Raw genomic sequence first — 18,734 nt, 5'->3', positions numbered from 1 at the left:
AGTTTTATAAAGTTAGGCACGCATGAAGCAAGAAATCCCTTCTCATATCTCTGAACTCCTCGACTACGCCCGGCTTGCGCCTTCGGCACATAACGCTCAGCCATGGAAGTTTATTGTAGATGGCAACCTTGTTTCGATAGCCGTCGAGCTCGATCGGGTTCTTGGACCTGGTGATCCTACAGGGCGCGAAACATGGCTTAGCTTTGGCATATGCCTCGAAGCAGCGCTACAAGCCGCCGAGGGGTTGGGACTAAACGCCGAACTCGTCAGCACGCAGACCAGCTCGCTACAAGGAACTATTGCTGTGCTAAAAATAACAACCAGCAACAAACCTGAACAACCCGCCATTTTAAGCGCACTTAAAAAGCGCCACACGTACCGCGAAAAAATGCAGCCAGCTGAAGTCCCGCAAAGTCTTATCGCGCAGTGCCAACAAGCAGTCGCTGATTTAGAAGGCGTCAACGTTCACTTTATGCAAGATGAAGCATCGATACGCCGCGTTGGCGAATACACATTCAAGGCGATGTCACTCGCGCTTAGTAGCCCAGATTTCCGCAAGGAACTGTATCATCTCGTTCACTATAACTGGTCGCCCTCGCGCACAGGAATGCATGGCTATACGCTAGGCGAAGGCATGATTGGCTCTATATTTGGCAAATTATCTATAAAAATGGGTATTGGACTGCCACTTAAAGCCCGACACGACCAACAACGTGTTAACGATGCTTCGGCACTCGTTTTTATCGGGACAACAGGAGACGTGCCGAGTTTTTGGCTACAAGCTGGGCGGGCATATTTGCGGGTTGCCCTAAAAATTGCCGACAGTGGTCTTGCCCAATGTACACTTGCAGCACCAGTTGAGGCCGCGAGTTTTCATGAAGATATCGAAAAAATGCTCGGCACTTCAGACCGACTTCAATCGATGCTTCGTATCGGCAAGCCGGCGCATTTCGTACGCTCATCTCCACGCCTAGAAGTCGAAGAGCTGACTACATAGCATCTAGCGCACGCTTTAGCTGACGCGTATGTTTTTTGTGCGAGCGTCGGTATCGTAGCGTCACTAAATCGGAACGCAGGTGTTTATCGAGCGAGATAAGTGTTCGGCCACTACGTAACTTTTCGCCTGTTGCAAGTTGGCGAACAGCATACGCCACGGCAACTCCGGACATTGCCGCCGTAGGACCAAGCTGAGGCTGGGTCACTAGTTTCGTCCCTATTTTTAATAACGATTGTTGCATGCGAAGCGGCGTATTGTGCGGCCCAATAATCGCCGTTGCATACTTTAGCCATTCGCGCTTACTTACTTCTTTTGTTAGCAGCTCCTCGACATTTGGAACAAGCCCATGAAAAAGAGGAAGTTTTTTATTAAGATCGAATCGCTCAATATCCAGCATGACGTCATCGCCCAAATCGGTTGCCATAACAACCGGAATACCCCGCTTGCGTGCTTCTATTCTTAGTAATATTTTCGTTTTTAAATCATCGATTTCATCGACAACAACGCGCAGCGACCATGGCTGTTCAAAAAAACTATCGATCGTTTTTTCGGTGATATTATCGAGGTTGCATTCCACCTCCATGTACGGGTTCATTTCGTACAATTTGCGGGCGATGACAGCAGATTTAGAATTGCCCACTTCTTGGACGCCTGCCATGATTCGGTTAAGGTTAGAGGCGCTAATTACCGCACCATCCGCGAGTTTAATTTTTTGCGACCCGCCCGATATTGCAAGCGACAACGCCACGTTGCTTCCGACACTCATGCCGGCACATCCAACAGTAAAATCAGCATACTTTTGCTGCTCGGCGACGGTGATAAGGTCTTTGTTGCGGATAGTTCGAGATTCTAAGAATAGCTCCTTTTCAAGCAAATGAACGAGCGTGCCGCTCCATGGAAAATACGCCCACGAGCCAAGCTGCCAAGGCTCTTTACCGTCGTAGTGTTTGTGAAGATATGGCTTTAGCGATTCCTGCTTTACCGCAAGTGTCGCCTGGTATAACTGCGGATGCCGGCTAACAATTAGTTCGGCGTACTGTTCGTCGTAGTTGTCGACAATCTTATGAATAGGATGGTCATTAATAAGTGTATCGAGCTGCGCAGCGGCCTTTGCATGCTTCATTTCAATAACAATAGGCCGCCAACCGTCGCTATCGAGCCGCGTACGTTTTGCAGCGCGTCGCAGGCTATCCGGCCACACGCTCTCGTGGTTTGTCGTGGTCAATCTTCCCTGGCCCATACTACCCCTTTTTTACCCATTTATGTTTTACGCCGCGAGCAAAATATTCCGTATTGCCCCACTCGATAAATTCGATTTTAGGCTCGGCCTTTTTGCCGATAGATTTATACAAAAAATTATACTCAGCATTAAGCCTGCGTATTTTTTTAATGACAATCTCTTGAAAAAGTTTGCGGTCTGCCTGCTTAATGACTGCGCCTTCGGCAAGTTCTACATTAAGAACAAAATACTGATCCATGTTTGGTAGATACTTTGTGTCCATCGTAAAACGCCCCGTTACAAGCCGACGTATCTGCTTGTCGAGAAGCGCTGCCTTAACGTTTTCGGCATAGACATTCACGCTGTAAATCGTCGTCACAGAGCTAGGACGACCCTGAAGATATATGAACGGCAGCTTTTTCCAGTTATCAAGACCAGGTTCGATATGGTGTGACATGTCATTAAACCGCCCCTGTATCGGTTGCACGAGCTCATCAAAAGTGTAGATCCCGCCCCTATCCTGCGTGTCGTATCTAATAAGCGGAATACCTGTTTCTGCTGTTACGATCAGCTGGCCGTCTACTGCCTCGAAATAACGGCGCTCCGGATGATACTGCACGAGCGACGAAAGATTGCTCGTTCCAAACACGTCTTGGCGAAGCCGCGGCCTGCGGTTATAAAGACGCCTGATTAATATTGATGCCGGTGTTTCATATCCCAGCATCGTTGCATCGGCACAGCCATAAATATTGATTGCATCGGCGTATGGGTTATGCGCATGCACTTCCTTTAGGGTATAGTTGCGCCACTCTTCGCTAATACCCTCGCCCGCCATCAAAAGCTTTATGTTCAGCTTCGACCAGTTAATTCCCGATTTTGTCCCCTCGTCTAAAACATCTTTTAAAAACGGCGGGTAGCCCGCAATAATAATCTGATCGTAATAATGACCAAGAGCTTTAATGCTTTTTATAGCGGCTGGGCGCTCAAGCCCCGGCGTCACAACATTTATTTTATAACCACGCCCCGCTACGCCCATTGTGGCAGTCGCCGTAAACAGCCCTGCTACCCATTCGCCCATAGAGAAACAAACGACAACCAACGTTTTTAGTTTGTCGGTGTTAAAAATATCCCTATAAATCACCTCGTGTGCGTCGATTCCTTCGTTATCTTGTGTCACACCCCTAGGCCATAGGTACGATTGCCCCATTGTTCCCGAGCTCGAGGCAATAATTTGGTTAGAGAACAAATCCCCATTCCAACAAAGCATGTGGAATGGGTACTGGGTGATGTAATTGCTTTTATCTGTTATCGGCACGCGCGCCTTAAAGTCTTCGATCGTCCGTATCGTTTCGGGCTGGACATCGTGCTTCTGTAGAAAATCTTTGTAGGCTGGTATGTCCCTGGCGGCACGGTGAAACAAATCGAGCGTCTTTTTGGCGGCAAAATCGTCTTTTTTCATAGCGTTAGATTAATCACCTACTTGTTCGACTTGTCGTCGTAAAGGTTCCATGCCTGCTCCCTGATATTTCCTATCAGTCCTATAAGCTCTTTGTCGAGAGCGCGGTCTTCTTCGATAAATGGAATTCGCTTTTCAAGATCTTCGTACATTTTTGCTGGTTCGCCGGTTAGAACAACAGACGGATCTGTCTGACGCCGAAGCTCAACACCCTGCCTTGTGGCAATCAGCATCGCCGCAACCACTTGCTCGGTCAACTCAAGAACGCGCAGACAATCACGGGCTGCAATCGTTCCCATACTTACCTTGTCTTGGTTGTGGCATTCCGTAGAGCGCGAAAATACCGAGGCTGGCATGGTGAGCTTTAAGGCTTCGGCCGTCCACGCCGACACGCTGATTTGCAATGCCTTCAATCCGTGGTTAATTGCTTTTCGGTCGCCTGTTGCGCCCGATAGGTTAGCAGGCAAACCGTGGTTATATCTCGCGTCGACAAGGAGAGCCATTTGGCGATCGAGAAGGTCAGCAACGTTGGCGATAGTGTTTTTCATGCTGTCCATTGCAAACGCAATATGCCCGCCATAAAAATGTCCGCCGTGAAGGATTTGCTCGTGCTCGGGGTCGACAAGAGGGTTGTCGTTGACGCTGTTCAGCTCGTTTTCAATAAGCGTTTGGAAGTAAGGCAAGGCATCTTCGAGCACGCCGATAACGTGCGGCGCGCAGCGTAGTGAGTAACGATCTTGCAGGCGTTTTTCGTTGCGACCAGGCCGGTCAGCAACAAGGTCGGAGCGCAGCTGCGCGGCAATCCGCTGCTGTCCCGGATGCGGCTTAGCATCGAATAGTGTCTCGTTAAAGTGGTACACATTACCATCGAGCGCCGTAACGCTAAATGCTGTAAGGCGCGTTGCGAGTTTACTAAGGTAGTCCGCTCTCTCCCATGCAAGGCACGCAAGAGCTGTCATAACCGCCGTGCCATTCATAAGCGCAAGACCTTCTTTTGGTCGAAGTTTCAAAGGAGTCATACCAACCTCGGCAAGAACATCCCTACTTAGACGCTGCTCGCCTTTGTACATTACTTCGCGTTCACCACAAAGTACTGCCGCTACATACGAAAGTGGCGTTAAGTCCCCACTGGCACCTACTGAACCCTCGGCAGGAATCATAGGTAAAATATCATGACGCAAAAGTGTTTCTAACCCGTTCAATAGCTCCCAACTTACACCAGAAAGTCCAATACTTAATGAAGTCAAACGGCTCACAAGAACAGCGCGGGTCTCTTGTTCATCTAAAAATCGCCCTAATCCCACACCATGGTAGGTATACAACTGGTGAGGCAAATCTGCCACCAAATGCGCTGGAACACTCACGCTATGCGAATCACCATATCCTGTTGTTACCCCATAAATAACACCGTCTTCGCGAAGAACACGATCCATAAATTCAACACCGGCAACAATCTTTTTACGAAACGGAGCCGCATCCGACAAGCGCGCTTCTCGCTCGCGTCGCGCCAAAGCGACGACATCTTTAATCGTAAGGCGCTGTTCGCCAAAAAATACTGGTGATAAGGTCTTCATTGTTGTCTAACCACACTTTCTCAGTTTGTTATTTATCAGAACAGACGAAGCCTTTGCGTTTGATAGTCCTTGATTTTCGAGCAGCTTTAGCAAAAGGCCTCTATCTGCTGTCACTATAGCCTAGTTTGCATACTTTGAGAATATATGTATATCGTACGTAGAACATATTCAGCCACGAACATATCATACTTGCATTTTCCAAGACGTCATATAGTGATAAAATGAAAAAGTAAAGAAAAACATAGACGTTATAAAATAACGAAGAGGCAACCGACTAACATGACCAAAATAGCCATCATCGAAGACGATCCAGTAATTAACCAGATGTACCGCATGAAGTTTGAAGCGGACGGCTTCGAGGTGCAAATCGCCGACAACGGCGAGCGGGGTGTCGCGTTAGTCCAAGGGTTCCACCCAGATATAATCTTACTTGATCTTCAAATGCCAAGCATGAACGGTGCCGAGGCCCTTACCGAAATTCGCAAGCACGACTGGGGTAAAACTATCCCTGTTATTATCCTTACCAATCTTGGCGAAGAAGAAGCTCCAAAAGAGCTGCGTAACATGGGTATTCACAGCTACATCGTAAAAGCCGACCTTACGCCTCGCCAAGTTGTTGGACGCGTCAAAGAAGCTCTTGGAATTGCTTAGTTTTTAGTTTTTTGCTCGGCGACAGCCTGGGCACTCGCAATAACATTGTCGAATAATGCCGCAATCGTTAGTGGTCCAACGCCGCCTTTTTCGGGCGTGACGGTTAGATCGTCTCGAGTGCGGACAGAATCGTCAATATCCCCTACAATAACACCATCCTCGCTAGCAGTTCCCGCATCAACAACAACCGCACCAATTCCAATCATGTCGGTGGTTATAAGGTGAGGCACACCGGTAGCCGTTACGATAACCGCGCTATCCTTTAATACACCGGCTATATCGGCACTCGCCCGTGTTAATACCGTAACGTCGTAGCCGCTATCGCGCCATATTTTTGCCAAGGGTGCGCCAACAAGCCGTCCGTTCCCCACGATTGCTATTTTTTTACCCTTTAGATCGATAGCATATCCTGCCAGCAACCAGTGAATTGCTTTTGCGGTAGCACTTTCAAATTTCGTGTGTACACCAAGCCCGTCAACGTCTTTTTCGGGTGTGATACTATTAACAATTTCATCGGTTTTTGCCGGGTCGTCTAGCGGAAGCTGTACAATAATACCATGAACAGCATCATCGTTATTGGCGCGCTCAATCGCTGCCGGCATCTCTGATTCATCGAGGGTTTCAACGACCGTCTCAATCAATATATCGTCGCCATAGCGCCCTTTCATACGAACGTAGGTATCAATAACAGGCGACGCGCTCTTGCTTTTAATAACGACAAGCCGTGGAAAAACGCGAGACGCTTGGCGCAACGCCCGTACCTGGCGTGCTTGGCGCTCTTTAATATATCCAACTAATTCGGAACCGTTCAGTATTTTTGTCATTATGTACTATTTTACCACCGTGCTAAAATAAAACCCAGATAACTAAGGAGATACTTCGTGAACATAACAACGCTACTTGCACAGTCTTATTCGTACGACGCCGACTACTATTACAACACTTCAGCCAACCTCACCCCGGCCGAACAAACGGCAGTTGCGGGTGCGATTCTCTTTTTTATCGTTTTTATGCTGTTTGCAGTCGTGATAACCTACGTTATCTCCTCTCTTCTTCTTAGTCGTATCTTTAAAAAAGCAGGGGTCGAGACATGGAAAGCCTGGGTACCCGTTTACAACAACTGGGTACTTCTTGAAATGGGCGAGCAAAAAGGCTACTGGGCTGTTATCGCCCTTATCCCTGTCGTTAATATCATTGCGGCAGTATTTATGATTATCGCCATGTACAACGTTGGTCTTAAATTCGGCAAGGAAGGTGCATTTGTACTACTCGCCATTTTCCTTCCTATCGTTTGGCTCATTTGGCTCGCTGTTGATGATTCAAAATGGAAAGGCAAAAAACCAGCCAAAACGCCAACCGAAAAAACAGCCTAACCGCTAACAAAAACCAGCTCATCGCAGCTGGTTTTTTCTACCTCGATATTGACCGTCATGGAACTTGGCTATTCTCGTCAGTGATTGGAAGTTCTACTACCCTTTCGGGAGGCTGTAATGTCGGGTTTGGAAGTCTCTATCCCCTAGAGTGACGAGCTTCAGGAGGTGATGACGGCCATCTCGCGTACGGACGAGGCAACCCGCAATGCCAACCCCCACCTGCTGGTGGCGCGGCATCTGCTGGTACTGCTGAAGCTGGGAGAGGCCCACACTCCTACGAGAATCGTGGAATACACGAAACTCAAGGAGCCTGCGGCCCACAACTTCAGCAATCAGAACCTCGTCATGGCGGTCGTTCGGGTCGCCGCGAAACTGCACTCCTCGCGGCCAATGGACGTGATGAACCTCTGATCAACCCCCGGTGAGGCGGCGCAAGCGCCACTCACCGGGGGCAGAACTTTCCAAAAATCAGTACTAAAGATGTTTAATGTACGACCCGGGTGGACTGAAAAAATGTATGTCGCCCTTGCCTCTCTGGGCTTTTAGTTCCTTCTTAGATGGCTGCCGTAAACGTGAAAGAAGAGCACCGTTCAGCAATACAGGACGCGACCATGCGGCTAGCGTTTGCTGGATCCACGAAAGAGACGTACGATAATCATCATATTCTAATACAAACTTGCCAACTTTTTTCAAACTCTCATCCATTTGCCGCTTTAGGGCTTCTGGAAGATGATGTTTGAATCGAGAGGAATAAACGATATCTACCTCCTGAGCAGAGAGCCATTTTTCCAGCTCTAGCGCATCGGCCTCAACAAAAACAATACGATGCTTACTGCCCGGCTTAAGCGCCGCAAGAAGCGATTCGCGGTCACGGTCTGCGATTTTTACAATCTCTACACGGTCAATAATTTCACTAAATGTCTCATTGATAACATCATAAGAAGCCGGCGACTGATCAACACCAACGAAAACACGCGGAGCTGTATCATTACGCTTGCTTAACAATTCAATAACCTGACGCTCGGTCTCCATCGCGCCACATCCCACGTCGAGATACACTATCCCTGGCATACTTACTAGTGTTTTAACGAGTGGCGTCAAAAGCCCTGGAAATTTTTTACGCTCCATACGTCGTAAGCCTTCGTAAAGAACCGTCTCCCACTTAGGCAGCGACAGATCTGCCAACTCAAGCAATCGAGAAGCATCAATATTCGGGGCCACGAACAGTTGCCATCTCAGAAATGAAAACGGGTGTTTCGCTGCCTCGAAAAAGCGAATATTCTCTTGCACGGCATATTGCAAATCCAAGTCTTGTGACCTGTCATTTTTCAAACGCTCAAGGTCTGCCAGAACCTCTTCTATTATCTGCGAACGTCTTGTCATCTTAATTTAAGATTATCTTATTACTCAATTTATTACAACAATTGCCACTTCTTGCCAAACAAAAAACGCCGACCGGTAGCGAAAATGTCGACGTTCTTTGCATGGAGGGCCAGGTGGGGCTTGAACCCACGACACCCTGCTTAAGAGGCAGGTGCTCTAACCAGCTGAGCTACTGGCCCATATGAACTTTAATGACTATAGCAAATAGAGGGCGTTTTGTAAATACTACCGAGGTTAAAAGCCCGTCGCCTCGGCGTCAATCTCGTCGAGATCTGATGAATCTTCGGCAAGGTTTATATCGTCGAGCGCCTTGGTCGCCGTATCAAGATCTTCTGTACTAGTAACGGTAGGGACGGCAATTTCTGCCAAAGAATCTTGGCTTTCAACCACTCCACTGGTGTCGGTGGCTGTATTCGCAGATTTCCACTGATTGTATCCGACCACACCAAGAGCGCCAACTATCGCCACGACGGCTACTACAATAATAATCTCTACTACCGAAAAGCCTTTTTTTAGATATTTCTTACTCATTGCTCCGCACCTCCTCTGCCTGAACAGATTTTACCCCAACGATAAGATTTTTTATTGCCGTACGAAACTTTTTCATGGCTTCGCGCTGAGCGGCAACTGTCGTTCTGAATGATTTCAGGACGCCTTTTGGATCATCACCCGAACAGTCAAAAGTATTCTCGTAGGCTGCCGTCGCACGAACCGCTACCTCGGCCGCTGTCTTTTTAGCGGCTACATCCGCAACCAATATATCGTAATTCGAGAGCGTCTTTCCCTTGTTTTTATAGAAAGTCGTCACTCGATCGGTAATGGTCGCAAAAACTTTAAGGTGTCGTTCGCCTCTACTAGAAACACGCTTAATACTCCGCGTGATTCGCTCTTTTCGCGCCTCGCAAAGCTTTTGCTTGGCGTCGCTTAGGCGCTCTTTTCTATCTTCAATTCGATCTTGCGCACTCTGCCGTAGCTTTTCGCGCTCCGACTCTGTTGTTGTTTGAGTTTGCGTTGTCTCATCCGTCTCGACAGCCTTAGTAACCGCCGGAATCACCAACCCAACAACCGCCACAAGGGCTAATGTCGCACCTATATATTTTGCCATTATCTTCATGTTTTTTAGCCCTCGTATAGTTAGCTTTATTTAAGCTTAAGCTTACGCGAACAACATGTCAATTACAGTATTTTTATAAGTATTACAGTTCGTCTTTTTTGCTCGTAATAAACATTCCCCACTGGCGAATAAGGTGAAGAATCGTCTTAAGTGGCAGCTCAATAACCATATCAAGAATCATGGCTACTATATTTATACGAGAGTATTTTTCACTAAGCCAGCGCCCCACGACAACAAACGGGATATAAAGGAAGTCGCGAACAATCGTAATGCCATCCTCTTGACCTTCGACCACTTCTAGTTCGCGAATCTGGCGAGACAAGCGGAAACCAAGGAAGCTTGCGGTTGAAAGGAAGATAAAGAAGATGAAAAGGTGAAGTAGCGAGAAGCCAAGCGTCAGCAGCCATAGCGCCGCACCGCCAAATACAAGAATAAAGAACAGGGCGTAAGCAACGTTGAACGCTAGGCCAAAGCCGCGTTTTGCCCTGTAGTTTGCCGACGCAACACGGTTTTCACCGTACAAAAGATTATCAACCGTATCTGATAGCGCTGTCGTATTCGCCGATCCCGGCAAGCGTAATGTGAAGCGTAGCAAGATCATGTAAATTGGCGGGAACAAAAGGTTAATGGCAAGCGGCAACCACAAAATAGCCCCATGCACCATATAGTCGTATGGCACCTCGATCGACACGCCTATCAATACTTTCGTGATAATCAGAAAGATAACACTTTTGATAATACCTTTGTTTATACGGCTATTGATCTGTGAATATTCGGTTTCAATCTGAGATTCATACGCTGAAAGAAACTGTTCACGCGAGCGAAGAAGCGTCGTTGCATTTTCGTGCTCGTCGATAAGGCGCCACAAAATCCTGAGAGGTGCACCACGCTTGCCGACCAGACGAAATACCATGTCGGTCGTACTAGAATCGAGAATACGGTCGATCATCTCGTTCGTCTGAGAATACGCGCCAGTGCCCGGCTCTTGCTGATACCTATGAAGAAGCGCTGTACGGATCGTCGCCGAATCCGATTTTAGAAGTGCCCGGTGAACGGCAACGAACAACGAAAGTTCAAAATCGGCAACGGGCTTGCCAAACAACTTCGTTTGATCAATCGTCTCTAAAAAGTAATCGTAGGCAAATTGCGTAAAGACATCACGCTTTAAGTCCATATTCAGAAGGCGCTCTACCTCTACCGCGAGGACATTTAATGTCCAAGCTTCTTTTGCGTATTGGGCATGAGCCGCATAGTATTTCGTTGCAAGGGCGTTTACTTCGGAAATTGTAGACGTAAGAACCGAGTCGTTCTCTAGGTAACCAGCGAGTGTTAGCTCAATAATAAGATCTTCGCCACTTGCCCCAACAAGTTTTATATCACGAGACAAAAAGACACGGCGGTAAAAACGCTGAACAGCGCGCTGTAGCAATAAATGCTCTTCGGTATATTCCGCTGCATTGCGGAGCTGTTCGTAGGCAAATGTCAGCGTGCGGCCAGCACCGGTGACATGAACTTTTTGGCCACTATTACGAGCGACCGCCGCAATATCATTTTGGGTGGTTGCCGCTGCTAGTGCGTCAGCAAACTGTTGGCCTATCGTATTTAATGTATTCATATATGTAAAAATTCAAATGGTACACCCGGCAAGATTCGAACTTGCGACACCTGGTTCCGAAGACCAGTGCTCTAATCCGCTGAGCTACGGGTGCGTAAACACAGAGGTAATTATAACACTTCGCGTCCGTATAAGCCACGATTTTCGCCAATATATTATATATGGTATATCATTACCGTTTTAGCTATAATAAGGGCAAATGGACGTTCACACTAATATTCCCCTGCGAAATTACACGACCATGCGCCTTGGCGGCAACGCACGGTTTATGACAGAAGTACATACGCCCGACGAAGTAGCCGAAGTCTGCCGCAACGCTAAAAAGCAGAATCTTCCTATTTTTATCCTTGGTGGCGGTAGCAATGTGATTGTGCACGACGAAGGCTTTGCTGGTATCGTGGTGCGTAACCGTATTCCCGGCTTCGAGGTCGTATCCGACGAGCCGGGGCAAGTGCGGATAAAGATCGGTGCAGGCGAAAACTGGGATGAAATCGTTAAAAAAACCGTTGATATGAATCTTTCGGGCATCGAAGCCATGTCGGCAATTCCAGGAACAGCCGGTGCTGCGCCCGTGCAAAACGTGGGCGCCTATGGCCAAGAAATTGCAGATTCCCTAGTTTCGCTTGAAGCCTACGATATTCAGAACGACGCTTTTATTCTTCTCGAAAACGCTGACTGCGGCTTTTCATATCGCCATAGTATTTTTCGTGGAAGCGAATCTGGGCGCTATGTTATTACCAGTATTACCCTTCGGCTCTATAAAGCGTCGCCTCAGCCACCGTTTTATACAGCAGTTCAAAACTATCTCGACGAACACAATATTACTATATATACCGCGCAAACAATACGCGACGTTGTTATAGATATCCGCAAGAACAAGCTTCCCGACCCAGCCGAAACGCCAAATACTGGCTCGTTTTTCAAGAACGCTATTATCGAAAAGTGGCAGCTTAACGATCTTCAGGTACAATATCCCGACATGCCAACCTACGATATGCCCGATGGCCGGTTTAAAGTGCCGACCGGCTGGCTAATAGAGCAGGCTGGCTATAAGGGTAAAACCCTCTATGGTATGCGGGTGCACGATAAAAATGCCCTCGTACTTATTAATGAATCCGCGAAAAATTATGCCGACCTTGCCGCTGCTCGCGACGAAATAATCGGGGCTGTCCGCGACAAGTTTCGTATTACTATCGAGCAAGAGCCGCTAGAGATTTAATTTCTACTTGCACCCTTGCACCAAACCTCTTATGCTATAAGATATGAATCGTAAAACTGGCTTCACCCTTATTGAGCTGCTTATTACTATGACTATTATGGTGGTGCTCCTCACACTTACGGTGGCCAGCCTTCGAAGCAGCCAGGCTGCCGCACGCGACGAAGAACGCAAAACAGACGCGACAGTAATAGCAACGAGCCTTGAGAATTATTACAAAGCCGGGTCTGACGCTGCAAATCTAAACGCACCTATCGCGACACTTGCCTCTACCCACATGGCGACGCCAATTGTTTACAGTGGATCGGTGCCCTACGAAGGCGGCCAGTATCCCCCAATCGAATTTATGGCAACCGAGGCAGATGTCCGCAAGGCGCTTCGTGACCTCGACGCCAAGGCACTTCGCGCACCTGGCGTTATCGAATCAGCCGCAATGAGTCTTACCATGGCTACAAACACCTCTGTCCCCAACCCCGACATAAAAACATACGTTTATCAGCCCCTTCAGGGAAATGGAACACTTTGTTCTACCGCGGGTACCGATTGCCGTAAATTCAATCTTTTCTATAAACTCGAATCTACGACCACCGTACAAAAAATAACAAGTAAACACCAATGATACGAAAACATCAAAAACAATCTGGCTTTTCGGCCGTCGAGCTACTTATCACCCTGTTTATCGCAGCGGCATTTATAGGCACAGGCTACCAGTTATACTCGATTATTATTAAAGACGGCGGCAACGCACGCACTCGAACAAAAGCGGCAACTATCGCCTACGACAACTTGCGACGTTATTCTGCAACCACTAGCGACCCCTGTGTAGCAACTTCTAGCCCATCGCCAACTCCCACAATCCCTTCTGGTAGCGGACTAACAAACCCATCTATTTCTGTTGTTATATCGTGTCCGTTCGGAGCAAGTTCCCCAACGTCAAAAATACAGGTAACGGTAACCTACGGTTCACCACAAGAGGAGGTGACACATGCGCTTTTCGTCAACAACTAACCACAACCGATCACAAGGATTCACCCTTATCGAGATGCTGGTTATTGCACCGCTGGTTATTATTACCATCAGCGGGTTTGTCGCCCTTATGGTCTCGATGGTCGGCGACGTGCTTGTAACGCGTGATCAAAACAACCTTACCTACGAAGCCCAGGATTCTCTTGACCGCATAGAACAAGATGCGCGCTTAAGTGTGCAGTTTCTTAACACCACCGAAGCCCTCCCTTCTCCGCAGGGCATAAACGACGGCACAGGGGCATTTACTAACACTCAAAACACGCTTATTCTTAGCTCGGTCGCAACCGACGAAAACCCCCGAAGCGACACGCGCTGGCTTATCTACTACGCAAATCAACCGTATCCGTGTGGCGACCAAGAAACCTACAACCGTATTTTCCTTATCAAGGTCATTTATTATATAAAAAACAACGCTCTTTGGCGTCGTGTCGTTGTGCCAGATTGGAATAACAATAACCCGGTAGATGCACAAACAATCTGCGCCAGCGCACCGTATACACCTTGGCAGCAAAATACCTGTAGCCCAGGCTACACGGCCAGTCGTTGTCAAACTGAGGACATGAAGGTTATGGATAACGTTCAGTCGCTCGACGTAAAGTACTACAGCGATCCAAACAGCAGCACCGAAATACCAAAAGAACAGGCAACCACGGCGACCACAATCGACGTGACGGTAAGTGGCTCCAAAACCACTGCAGGAAGACCAATCACATCATCGGCATCTGTTCGAGCAACAAAAATCAACAACATTACCGCCGAAGCCACCCCGCTTAACGCCCCTACCGTTACGCATTCCCAGCCTTCGGATCGTCCCGATCGTGCAGTATTTAGCTGGAACGACCTCGCCCTCGCCAGTCAGTACAATGTCTCGTACAGTATAAATGGCGGCAGCTGGACAAATGCCACTCTCGACGAGAACGCAACCTCATATACCGTAACAGCATGGCGTGGAGCAACCATCTCGTTCAAAATAACAGCGTCTAACAGCACCTACACGTCATCTGAAACAACGGATATAATTACACTGCCTCTTTGGACCGCTATTTCATCGCCAAGTGGCTGGGTAGACTACGCTAGCACATTTGCCACGCGCGCATTCACACGCACTCAAGATGGCGTTGTTGTACTAAAAGGCCTGATAAAAGATGGTACGGCAACCTGGGACACACCTATCTTTACCCTCCCCGAGGGTTACCGCCCCGACGAACGCCTCATCTTCTATGTTGGCGCGTACAACGCCGGTAGCGGCTACGGCCGAATCGACGTTTTGCCTAATGGCGAAGTTAGATTCATGCAGGGTACAGCCACATGGATGTCGCTAGATTCAATTAGATTTCTGGCCGATGATTCATGGACAAACCTTACTATGCAAAACAGCTGGATAAACTATGGCTCCGGGTACGCCCCTCTTAGTGTCGCGTCGGACGGCAGCGGTCGCACCCACGTAAAAGGACTAGTGCGAAACGGGCCAACCTCACCAACTCACACGATAATTGGAGGCCCTATCCCAGCCGCAATGCAACCTCCAAAACAGACTATTCTTCCAGGAGTCACATCCGGAACGGCATTTGCCAGCTACGATATAAAGCCAACAGATGTCGTTACAAGGTCTGCCGTGACCACGTACATATCAACAAACGCTATGTTCTACCCAACTTCGTACAGTGGATGGACTAACCTCACAATGCAAAACAGCTGGGTTGCCTACAATAACACTATCTACAATAGCCCGCAGTATACCAAATCATCCGACGACATCGTTACGGTAAAGGGTCTAATAAAGAGTGGTACGGTAGCAAACGGTACGATCCTCGCCAACTTACCAGCCGGTTATAGGCCAAGTAAAAAAATGATCTTCTCTAGCGTTGCCAACTCTCACCATGCACGAATCGATATCGCCTCTAACGGCAATATCACTATAGAAGGTGGTGGTGATGCAGCGTGGATGTCGCTAGACGAAATATCATTCATTGCAGAGCAGTAATTATACACACAGTCGGTGTATACAAATAGAAAAGAGCTTGCGCTTATATTTCGACAATAGTATTATGGATACAAATAGTATTAATAGGGGGCAAAAATTAAGATGACTCTTAGCAACATTAAAACAATGAAGAAGGACCGCGGTTTTACAATCGTCGAACTTTTGATCGTGATCGTCGTGATCGCAATCTTGGCGGCAATCACAATTGTTGCCTACAGCGGTATCACAGCTCGCGCTAACACAACGAAGGCGCAAACAAACGCTGTAGCTGTACAAAAGGTCGCCGAGGCGTACAATGCAGATACCGGGCGTTACCCAGGTCTTACGGGTGACTTCACAACAGGTAGCACAAGTACCAAGCTACCATCCGGCGTAACTGTTGTTCCACAATCAACCGCCCTTACATCGACATCAGGTACAACAACCGTCACTTGGGCTTACGTGGGTACGTCAGCAACAACAGCAACCGGTGGGCGCATTACTTATTGGGATTTCACAACGGGAGCAGTTTCAACGACTATCATTTACGTCGGTAACGCAACTTCTGGCTCAACATTTACAAACCCAGCCTCATAGTCTAGGCTGCAAACTATAAAAATATAGTCTCTCGCAGTAATAATGCAGAGACTATATTCATTAAAGCACTTAGGAATACTTAAGGAATCTATGATATCACCTATAAAAAATAAGCAAAACGGATTCACAATTGTCGAGCTACTTATTGTAATCGTAGTAATAGCGATACTTGCAGCAATCACAATCGTTGCCTATAGCGGTATCACGGCGCGTGCGAACACAACGAAGGCACAAACAAATGCTATTGCAGCAAAAAAAGTTGCCGAGGCATACAACGCCGATACGGGTCGCTATCCAGGACTAACTACCGATTTCACGACAGGTAGCACGAGCACGAAGCTGCCATCAGGAGTGAGCGTCATCCCTCAAACAACAGCGCTGACGTCAACGACCGGTACAACAACCGTCACCTGGGCTTACGTAGGCACGTCGGCCACGACTGCAACCGGTGGGCGCATTACTTATTGGGATTTCTCTACAGGAGCCGTCTCGACCACAATAGTGTACGTTGGATCCGCAACATCCAGTTCAACATTTACAAACCCAGCATCATAATCCAGCTACAAGATAATCCTAGTTAAATAGACATGCCCCGTTTCCTGAAATGCACAATCTATCTACCATTTAGAGCCTGTAGTCGGAGATACAATAAACAAGTCGCTTAATTAAGCGACTTGTTTATTGTATTTAATATTCAAAAGAGGTAATTTGCTTCCTCGTATTAGCTGAATACTAGTTATATTTAAGCATGTACGTAAAGGAGCTATACGCTATACTTAAAACAACAAACCTAACATAAATAGGAATAGTTGATGCAACAAAAACTTTATCGACATAAAATGGCAATTATCGGACTATTGTTAGGGGTGTCATCCCTAACTAGCCTCTTACCACCCTTCACCTCTAATACCAGCGCTACCACGATCTATGATGGTGCATATGTAACAACCGACGATCTAATAATTGACACGGATTACTACTCGTTTAATTGTGGCTCAACAAACATTACAGCAACATGGAAAGATAAGCTCCTGAATGACGCTAGCTGGTCCAGCTCTGCATATGGCATTGCCGACCGCGACGCGGCTCAATCTTCGTTCGAGACGGCGCTTAACCAAGGAGCGTGGGCTGTCACGGAACGTACATGGATAGAAAGCGGCGAGACACACAGGCAGCGAGATATGGTCGAGGTTACATGGGTTGAAGATACATCCGACGCTCACATCGAATTTGCAGATGCCGGCACTTTTTATGGCACACAGATAGCGGGTGATAGCATTTGGAAAGTCGTCATTGCGACCGAAAAAGCGTGGACTCCTACAGGCTCCGGGACTTGCGACCCGAAGGTAATCACAGCTTACGAAGATAATTCTTCGCAGTGGATATCAGTTCCACATCCCGACGACGGCGGCTCAATGTATAGGCGCGAGAATTTTCTAGCAGCCAACTGGACATTAACAACCCCTCAAGATTACGAAAACTACCAGGGCGCACAAATCCGCGGCGATGAAGATGTCGACGGGGATGAACTTAGCATAGGCCGCGAACTAACCCAAGGCACCTCAGACGCCGTCAATCATGAAGATACGGATGGAGATGGAATCGACGACCTTAAAGAATCTCAGTGGTATTCTAATCGTAGTGATACTTATTGTAAAAGTGATCTAAGCGCATGCGCGTATCCCAAGCCACTACAAAAAGATCTCTACGTAGAAATCGACTGGATAAATGACGGCGTTCGAGATTATAAGCCGACGACAGGCCAAATCAATACAATCGCAAGTACATACGAAGCACAAGATATTATACCTCACTTCGATGTGGGTCAATATGGGGGTGGCAAGCAACTGTCTGCCCCAACAGGTAATTTATACTTCCTCCCAACTGAAGATCAGGTGGACTTTTTCGATTTAAAAAATGGCACTTCGACGACCGATGCGGAGTTTTCTGCCGACAGGAGGAATATATGGCACTATATGATTACTGGCAAAGATTATATGAAGTATATTGACGACCAGACAAATAGCGACGTCCCTGGCTCTACCGGAAATTCCCTCGTTGGAGACGATGATAGTATTATTTCAATACAAAGAATCGAAGACTTAACTAGCGAGTACAATACAAATCACCCCTTTAACCCCCCACGGAGTGTTGATGCGGCAGTAGCCGGTACTATACTCCACGAGCTAGGCCATAATTTATGCTTGAGTAATCCCGGAGATGAATCCTACTTGAGGTATCCCAACCAAGCAACGCAATGTGTGTATTCTGAAATTGACAAGGAGCTCAACCAGAATCCATTGACTACATATATTAGCGTCATGAACTATAACTTTCAGCTCAGCGGGGAGGACGACTACTCCCACGGAGCCAACGACCCTTATGATCACGATGACTGGTCTGCTATTGCGTTAGGTATAAACGATTTTACCGAAAAAACAGATCCTGCAGAATTAATGTTCCGCCGGGGTGGACTAGACATAAAATCGCAGCTTGCCGACTAGCTGTTAGTTAATTTAAAAAGAATCGCTCGATATGAGTGATTCTTTT

At 47.5% G+C, this 18,734-nt stretch carries 19 protein-coding genes and 2 tRNA genes; 11 read left to right on the top strand and 10 right to left on the bottom strand.

All coding sequences use genetic code 11. The features are described 5' to 3' along the window. Window positions 1–22 precede the first annotated feature (22 nt). On the top strand, window positions 23–997 hold the full coding sequence (locus tag HZB75_01240) for a nitroreductase family protein (protein ID QQG51116.1): 975 nt from the start codon (window positions 23–25) through the stop codon (window positions 995–997). On the opposite strand, the gene HZB75_01235 is transcribed toward HZB75_01240, so the two are convergent. Genes HZB75_01235 through HZB75_01225 form a run of 3 tightly spaced genes read right to left on the bottom strand, consistent with a single transcriptional unit; the run spans window position 990 to window position 5,246 of the window. Beyond that, window positions 990–2,237: a ThiF family adenylyltransferase gene (locus HZB75_01235; GenBank protein QQG51115.1), complete on the bottom strand. Its 1,248-nt coding sequence runs from the start codon at window positions 2,235–2,237 to the stop codon at window positions 990–992. The genes HZB75_01240 and HZB75_01235 overlap by 8 nt on opposite strands. A gap of 1 nt (window position 2,238) precedes the next feature. Beyond that, window positions 2,239–3,675, bottom strand: coding sequence for a phenylacetate--CoA ligase family protein (locus tag HZB75_01230; GenBank protein QQG51114.1), 1,437 nt, complete (start codon window positions 3,673–3,675; stop codon window positions 2,239–2,241). A gap of 17 nt (window positions 3,676–3,692) precedes the next feature. Then, entirely contained in the window at window positions 3,693–5,246 is a 1,554-nt protein-coding gene (locus tag HZB75_01225) for an aromatic amino acid lyase (GenBank protein ID QQG51113.1), read from the bottom strand. A 279-nt stretch (window positions 5,247–5,525) separates the two neighbouring features. On the opposite strand from HZB75_01225, the gene HZB75_01220 reads away from it, so the two are divergent. After that, a complete protein-coding gene (locus HZB75_01220; GenBank protein ID QQG51112.1) occupies window positions 5,526–5,897 on the top strand; it encodes a response regulator in 372 nt (123 codons plus the stop codon). On the opposite strand, the gene HZB75_01215 is transcribed toward HZB75_01220, so the two are convergent. Next, on the bottom strand, window positions 5,894–6,721 hold the full coding sequence (locus tag HZB75_01215; protein ID QQG51111.1) for a bifunctional 5,10-methylenetetrahydrofolate dehydrogenase/5,10-methenyltetrahydrofolate cyclohydrolase: 828 nt from the start codon (window positions 6,719–6,721) through the stop codon (window positions 5,894–5,896). The genes HZB75_01220 and HZB75_01215 overlap by 4 nt on opposite strands. Before the next feature lie 57 nt (window positions 6,722–6,778). Between HZB75_01215 and HZB75_01210 the strand changes: the two genes are divergently transcribed. Both HZB75_01210 and HZB75_01205 read left to right on the top strand, forming a co-directional pair. Further along, on the top strand, window positions 6,779–7,270 hold the full coding sequence (locus HZB75_01210) for a hypothetical protein (protein ID QQG51110.1): 492 nt from the start codon (window positions 6,779–6,781) through the stop codon (window positions 7,268–7,270). Between the two features lie 168 nt (window positions 7,271–7,438). Beyond that, the gene (locus HZB75_01205) at window positions 7,439–7,681 is read left to right on the top strand and encodes a hypothetical protein (protein ID QQG51109.1); all 243 of its coding nucleotides are present in this window, start codon (window positions 7,439–7,441) and stop codon (window positions 7,679–7,681) included. Window positions 7,682–7,744: 63 nt separating this feature from the next. On the opposite strand, the gene HZB75_01200 is transcribed toward HZB75_01205, so the two are convergent. The 6 genes from HZB75_01200 to HZB75_01175 all read right to left on the bottom strand — a co-directional run bounded on the left by HZB75_01200 (window position 7,745) and on the right by HZB75_01175 (window position 11,476). Beyond that, window positions 7,745–8,653, bottom strand: coding sequence for a hypothetical protein (locus HZB75_01200; GenBank protein ID QQG51108.1), 909 nt, complete (start codon window positions 8,651–8,653; stop codon window positions 7,745–7,747). A gap of 102 nt (window positions 8,654–8,755) precedes the next feature. Beyond that, window positions 8,756–8,832 (bottom strand) — tRNA-Lys (locus HZB75_01195). A 55-nt stretch (window positions 8,833–8,887) separates the two neighbouring features. Next, the gene (locus HZB75_01190) at window positions 8,888–9,184 is read right to left on the bottom strand and encodes a prepilin-type N-terminal cleavage/methylation domain-containing protein (protein QQG51107.1); all 297 of its coding nucleotides are present in this window, start codon (window positions 9,182–9,184) and stop codon (window positions 8,888–8,890) included. Next, window positions 9,177–9,758 carry a hypothetical protein gene (locus tag HZB75_01185; protein QQG51106.1) on the bottom strand — a complete coding sequence of 194 codons (582 nt, stop codon included), beginning with the start codon at window positions 9,756–9,758 and terminating at the stop codon, window positions 9,177–9,179. The genes HZB75_01190 and HZB75_01185 overlap by 8 nt, the downstream gene beginning before the upstream one ends. 91 nt (window positions 9,759–9,849) lie before the next feature. After that, window positions 9,850–11,382 (bottom strand): hypothetical protein, encoded by a 1,533-nt coding sequence (locus tag HZB75_01180; GenBank protein ID QQG51105.1) that lies wholly within the window; start codon window positions 11,380–11,382, stop codon window positions 9,850–9,852. Between the two features lie 17 nt (window positions 11,383–11,399). Beyond that, a tRNA-Arg gene (locus HZB75_01175) sits at window positions 11,400–11,476 on the bottom strand. 105 nt (window positions 11,477–11,581) lie between these two features. Between HZB75_01175 and murB the strand changes: the two genes are divergently transcribed. The 7 genes from murB (at window position 11,582) to HZB75_01140 (ending at window position 18,688) form a co-directional block, all read left to right on the top strand. Next, entirely contained in the window at window positions 11,582–12,601 is a 1,020-nt protein-coding gene (gene murB / locus HZB75_01170; protein ID QQG51104.1) for a UDP-N-acetylmuramate dehydrogenase, read from the top strand. Window positions 12,602–12,644: 43 nt separating this feature from the next. Next, a complete protein-coding gene (locus HZB75_01165) occupies window positions 12,645–13,217 on the top strand; it encodes a prepilin-type N-terminal cleavage/methylation domain-containing protein (GenBank protein ID QQG51103.1) in 573 nt (190 codons plus the stop codon). Beyond that, the gene (locus HZB75_01160) at window positions 13,214–13,606 is read left to right on the top strand and encodes a prepilin-type N-terminal cleavage/methylation domain-containing protein (GenBank protein ID QQG51102.1); all 393 of its coding nucleotides are present in this window, start codon (window positions 13,214–13,216) and stop codon (window positions 13,604–13,606) included. Before HZB75_01165 ends, HZB75_01160 begins: the two co-directional genes overlap by 4 nt. Then, on the top strand, window positions 13,584–15,608 hold the full coding sequence (locus HZB75_01155; protein QQG51101.1) for a prepilin-type N-terminal cleavage/methylation domain-containing protein: 2,025 nt from the start codon (window positions 13,584–13,586) through the stop codon (window positions 15,606–15,608). Before HZB75_01160 ends, HZB75_01155 begins: the two co-directional genes overlap by 23 nt. A gap of 102 nt (window positions 15,609–15,710) precedes the next feature. Further along, the gene (locus HZB75_01150; GenBank protein ID QQG51100.1) at window positions 15,711–16,184 is read left to right on the top strand and encodes a prepilin-type N-terminal cleavage/methylation domain-containing protein; all 474 of its coding nucleotides are present in this window, start codon (window positions 15,711–15,713) and stop codon (window positions 16,182–16,184) included. 90 nt (window positions 16,185–16,274) lie between these two features. Beyond that, window positions 16,275–16,739: a prepilin-type N-terminal cleavage/methylation domain-containing protein gene (locus HZB75_01145; protein QQG51099.1), complete on the top strand. Its 465-nt coding sequence runs from the start codon at window positions 16,275–16,277 to the stop codon at window positions 16,737–16,739. A gap of 257 nt (window positions 16,740–16,996) precedes the next feature. After that, a complete protein-coding gene (locus HZB75_01140; GenBank protein QQG51098.1) occupies window positions 16,997–18,688 on the top strand; it encodes a hypothetical protein in 1,692 nt (563 codons plus the stop codon). Window positions 18,689–18,734 lie beyond the last annotated feature (46 nt).

The sequence above is a fragment of the Candidatus Saccharibacteria bacterium genome (assembly GCA_016432585.1).
Taxonomy (GTDB): domain Bacteria; phylum Patescibacteriota; class Saccharimonadia; order Saccharimonadales; family Saccharimonadaceae.
This window is presented reverse-complemented; position numbering and strand designations above follow the sequence as displayed.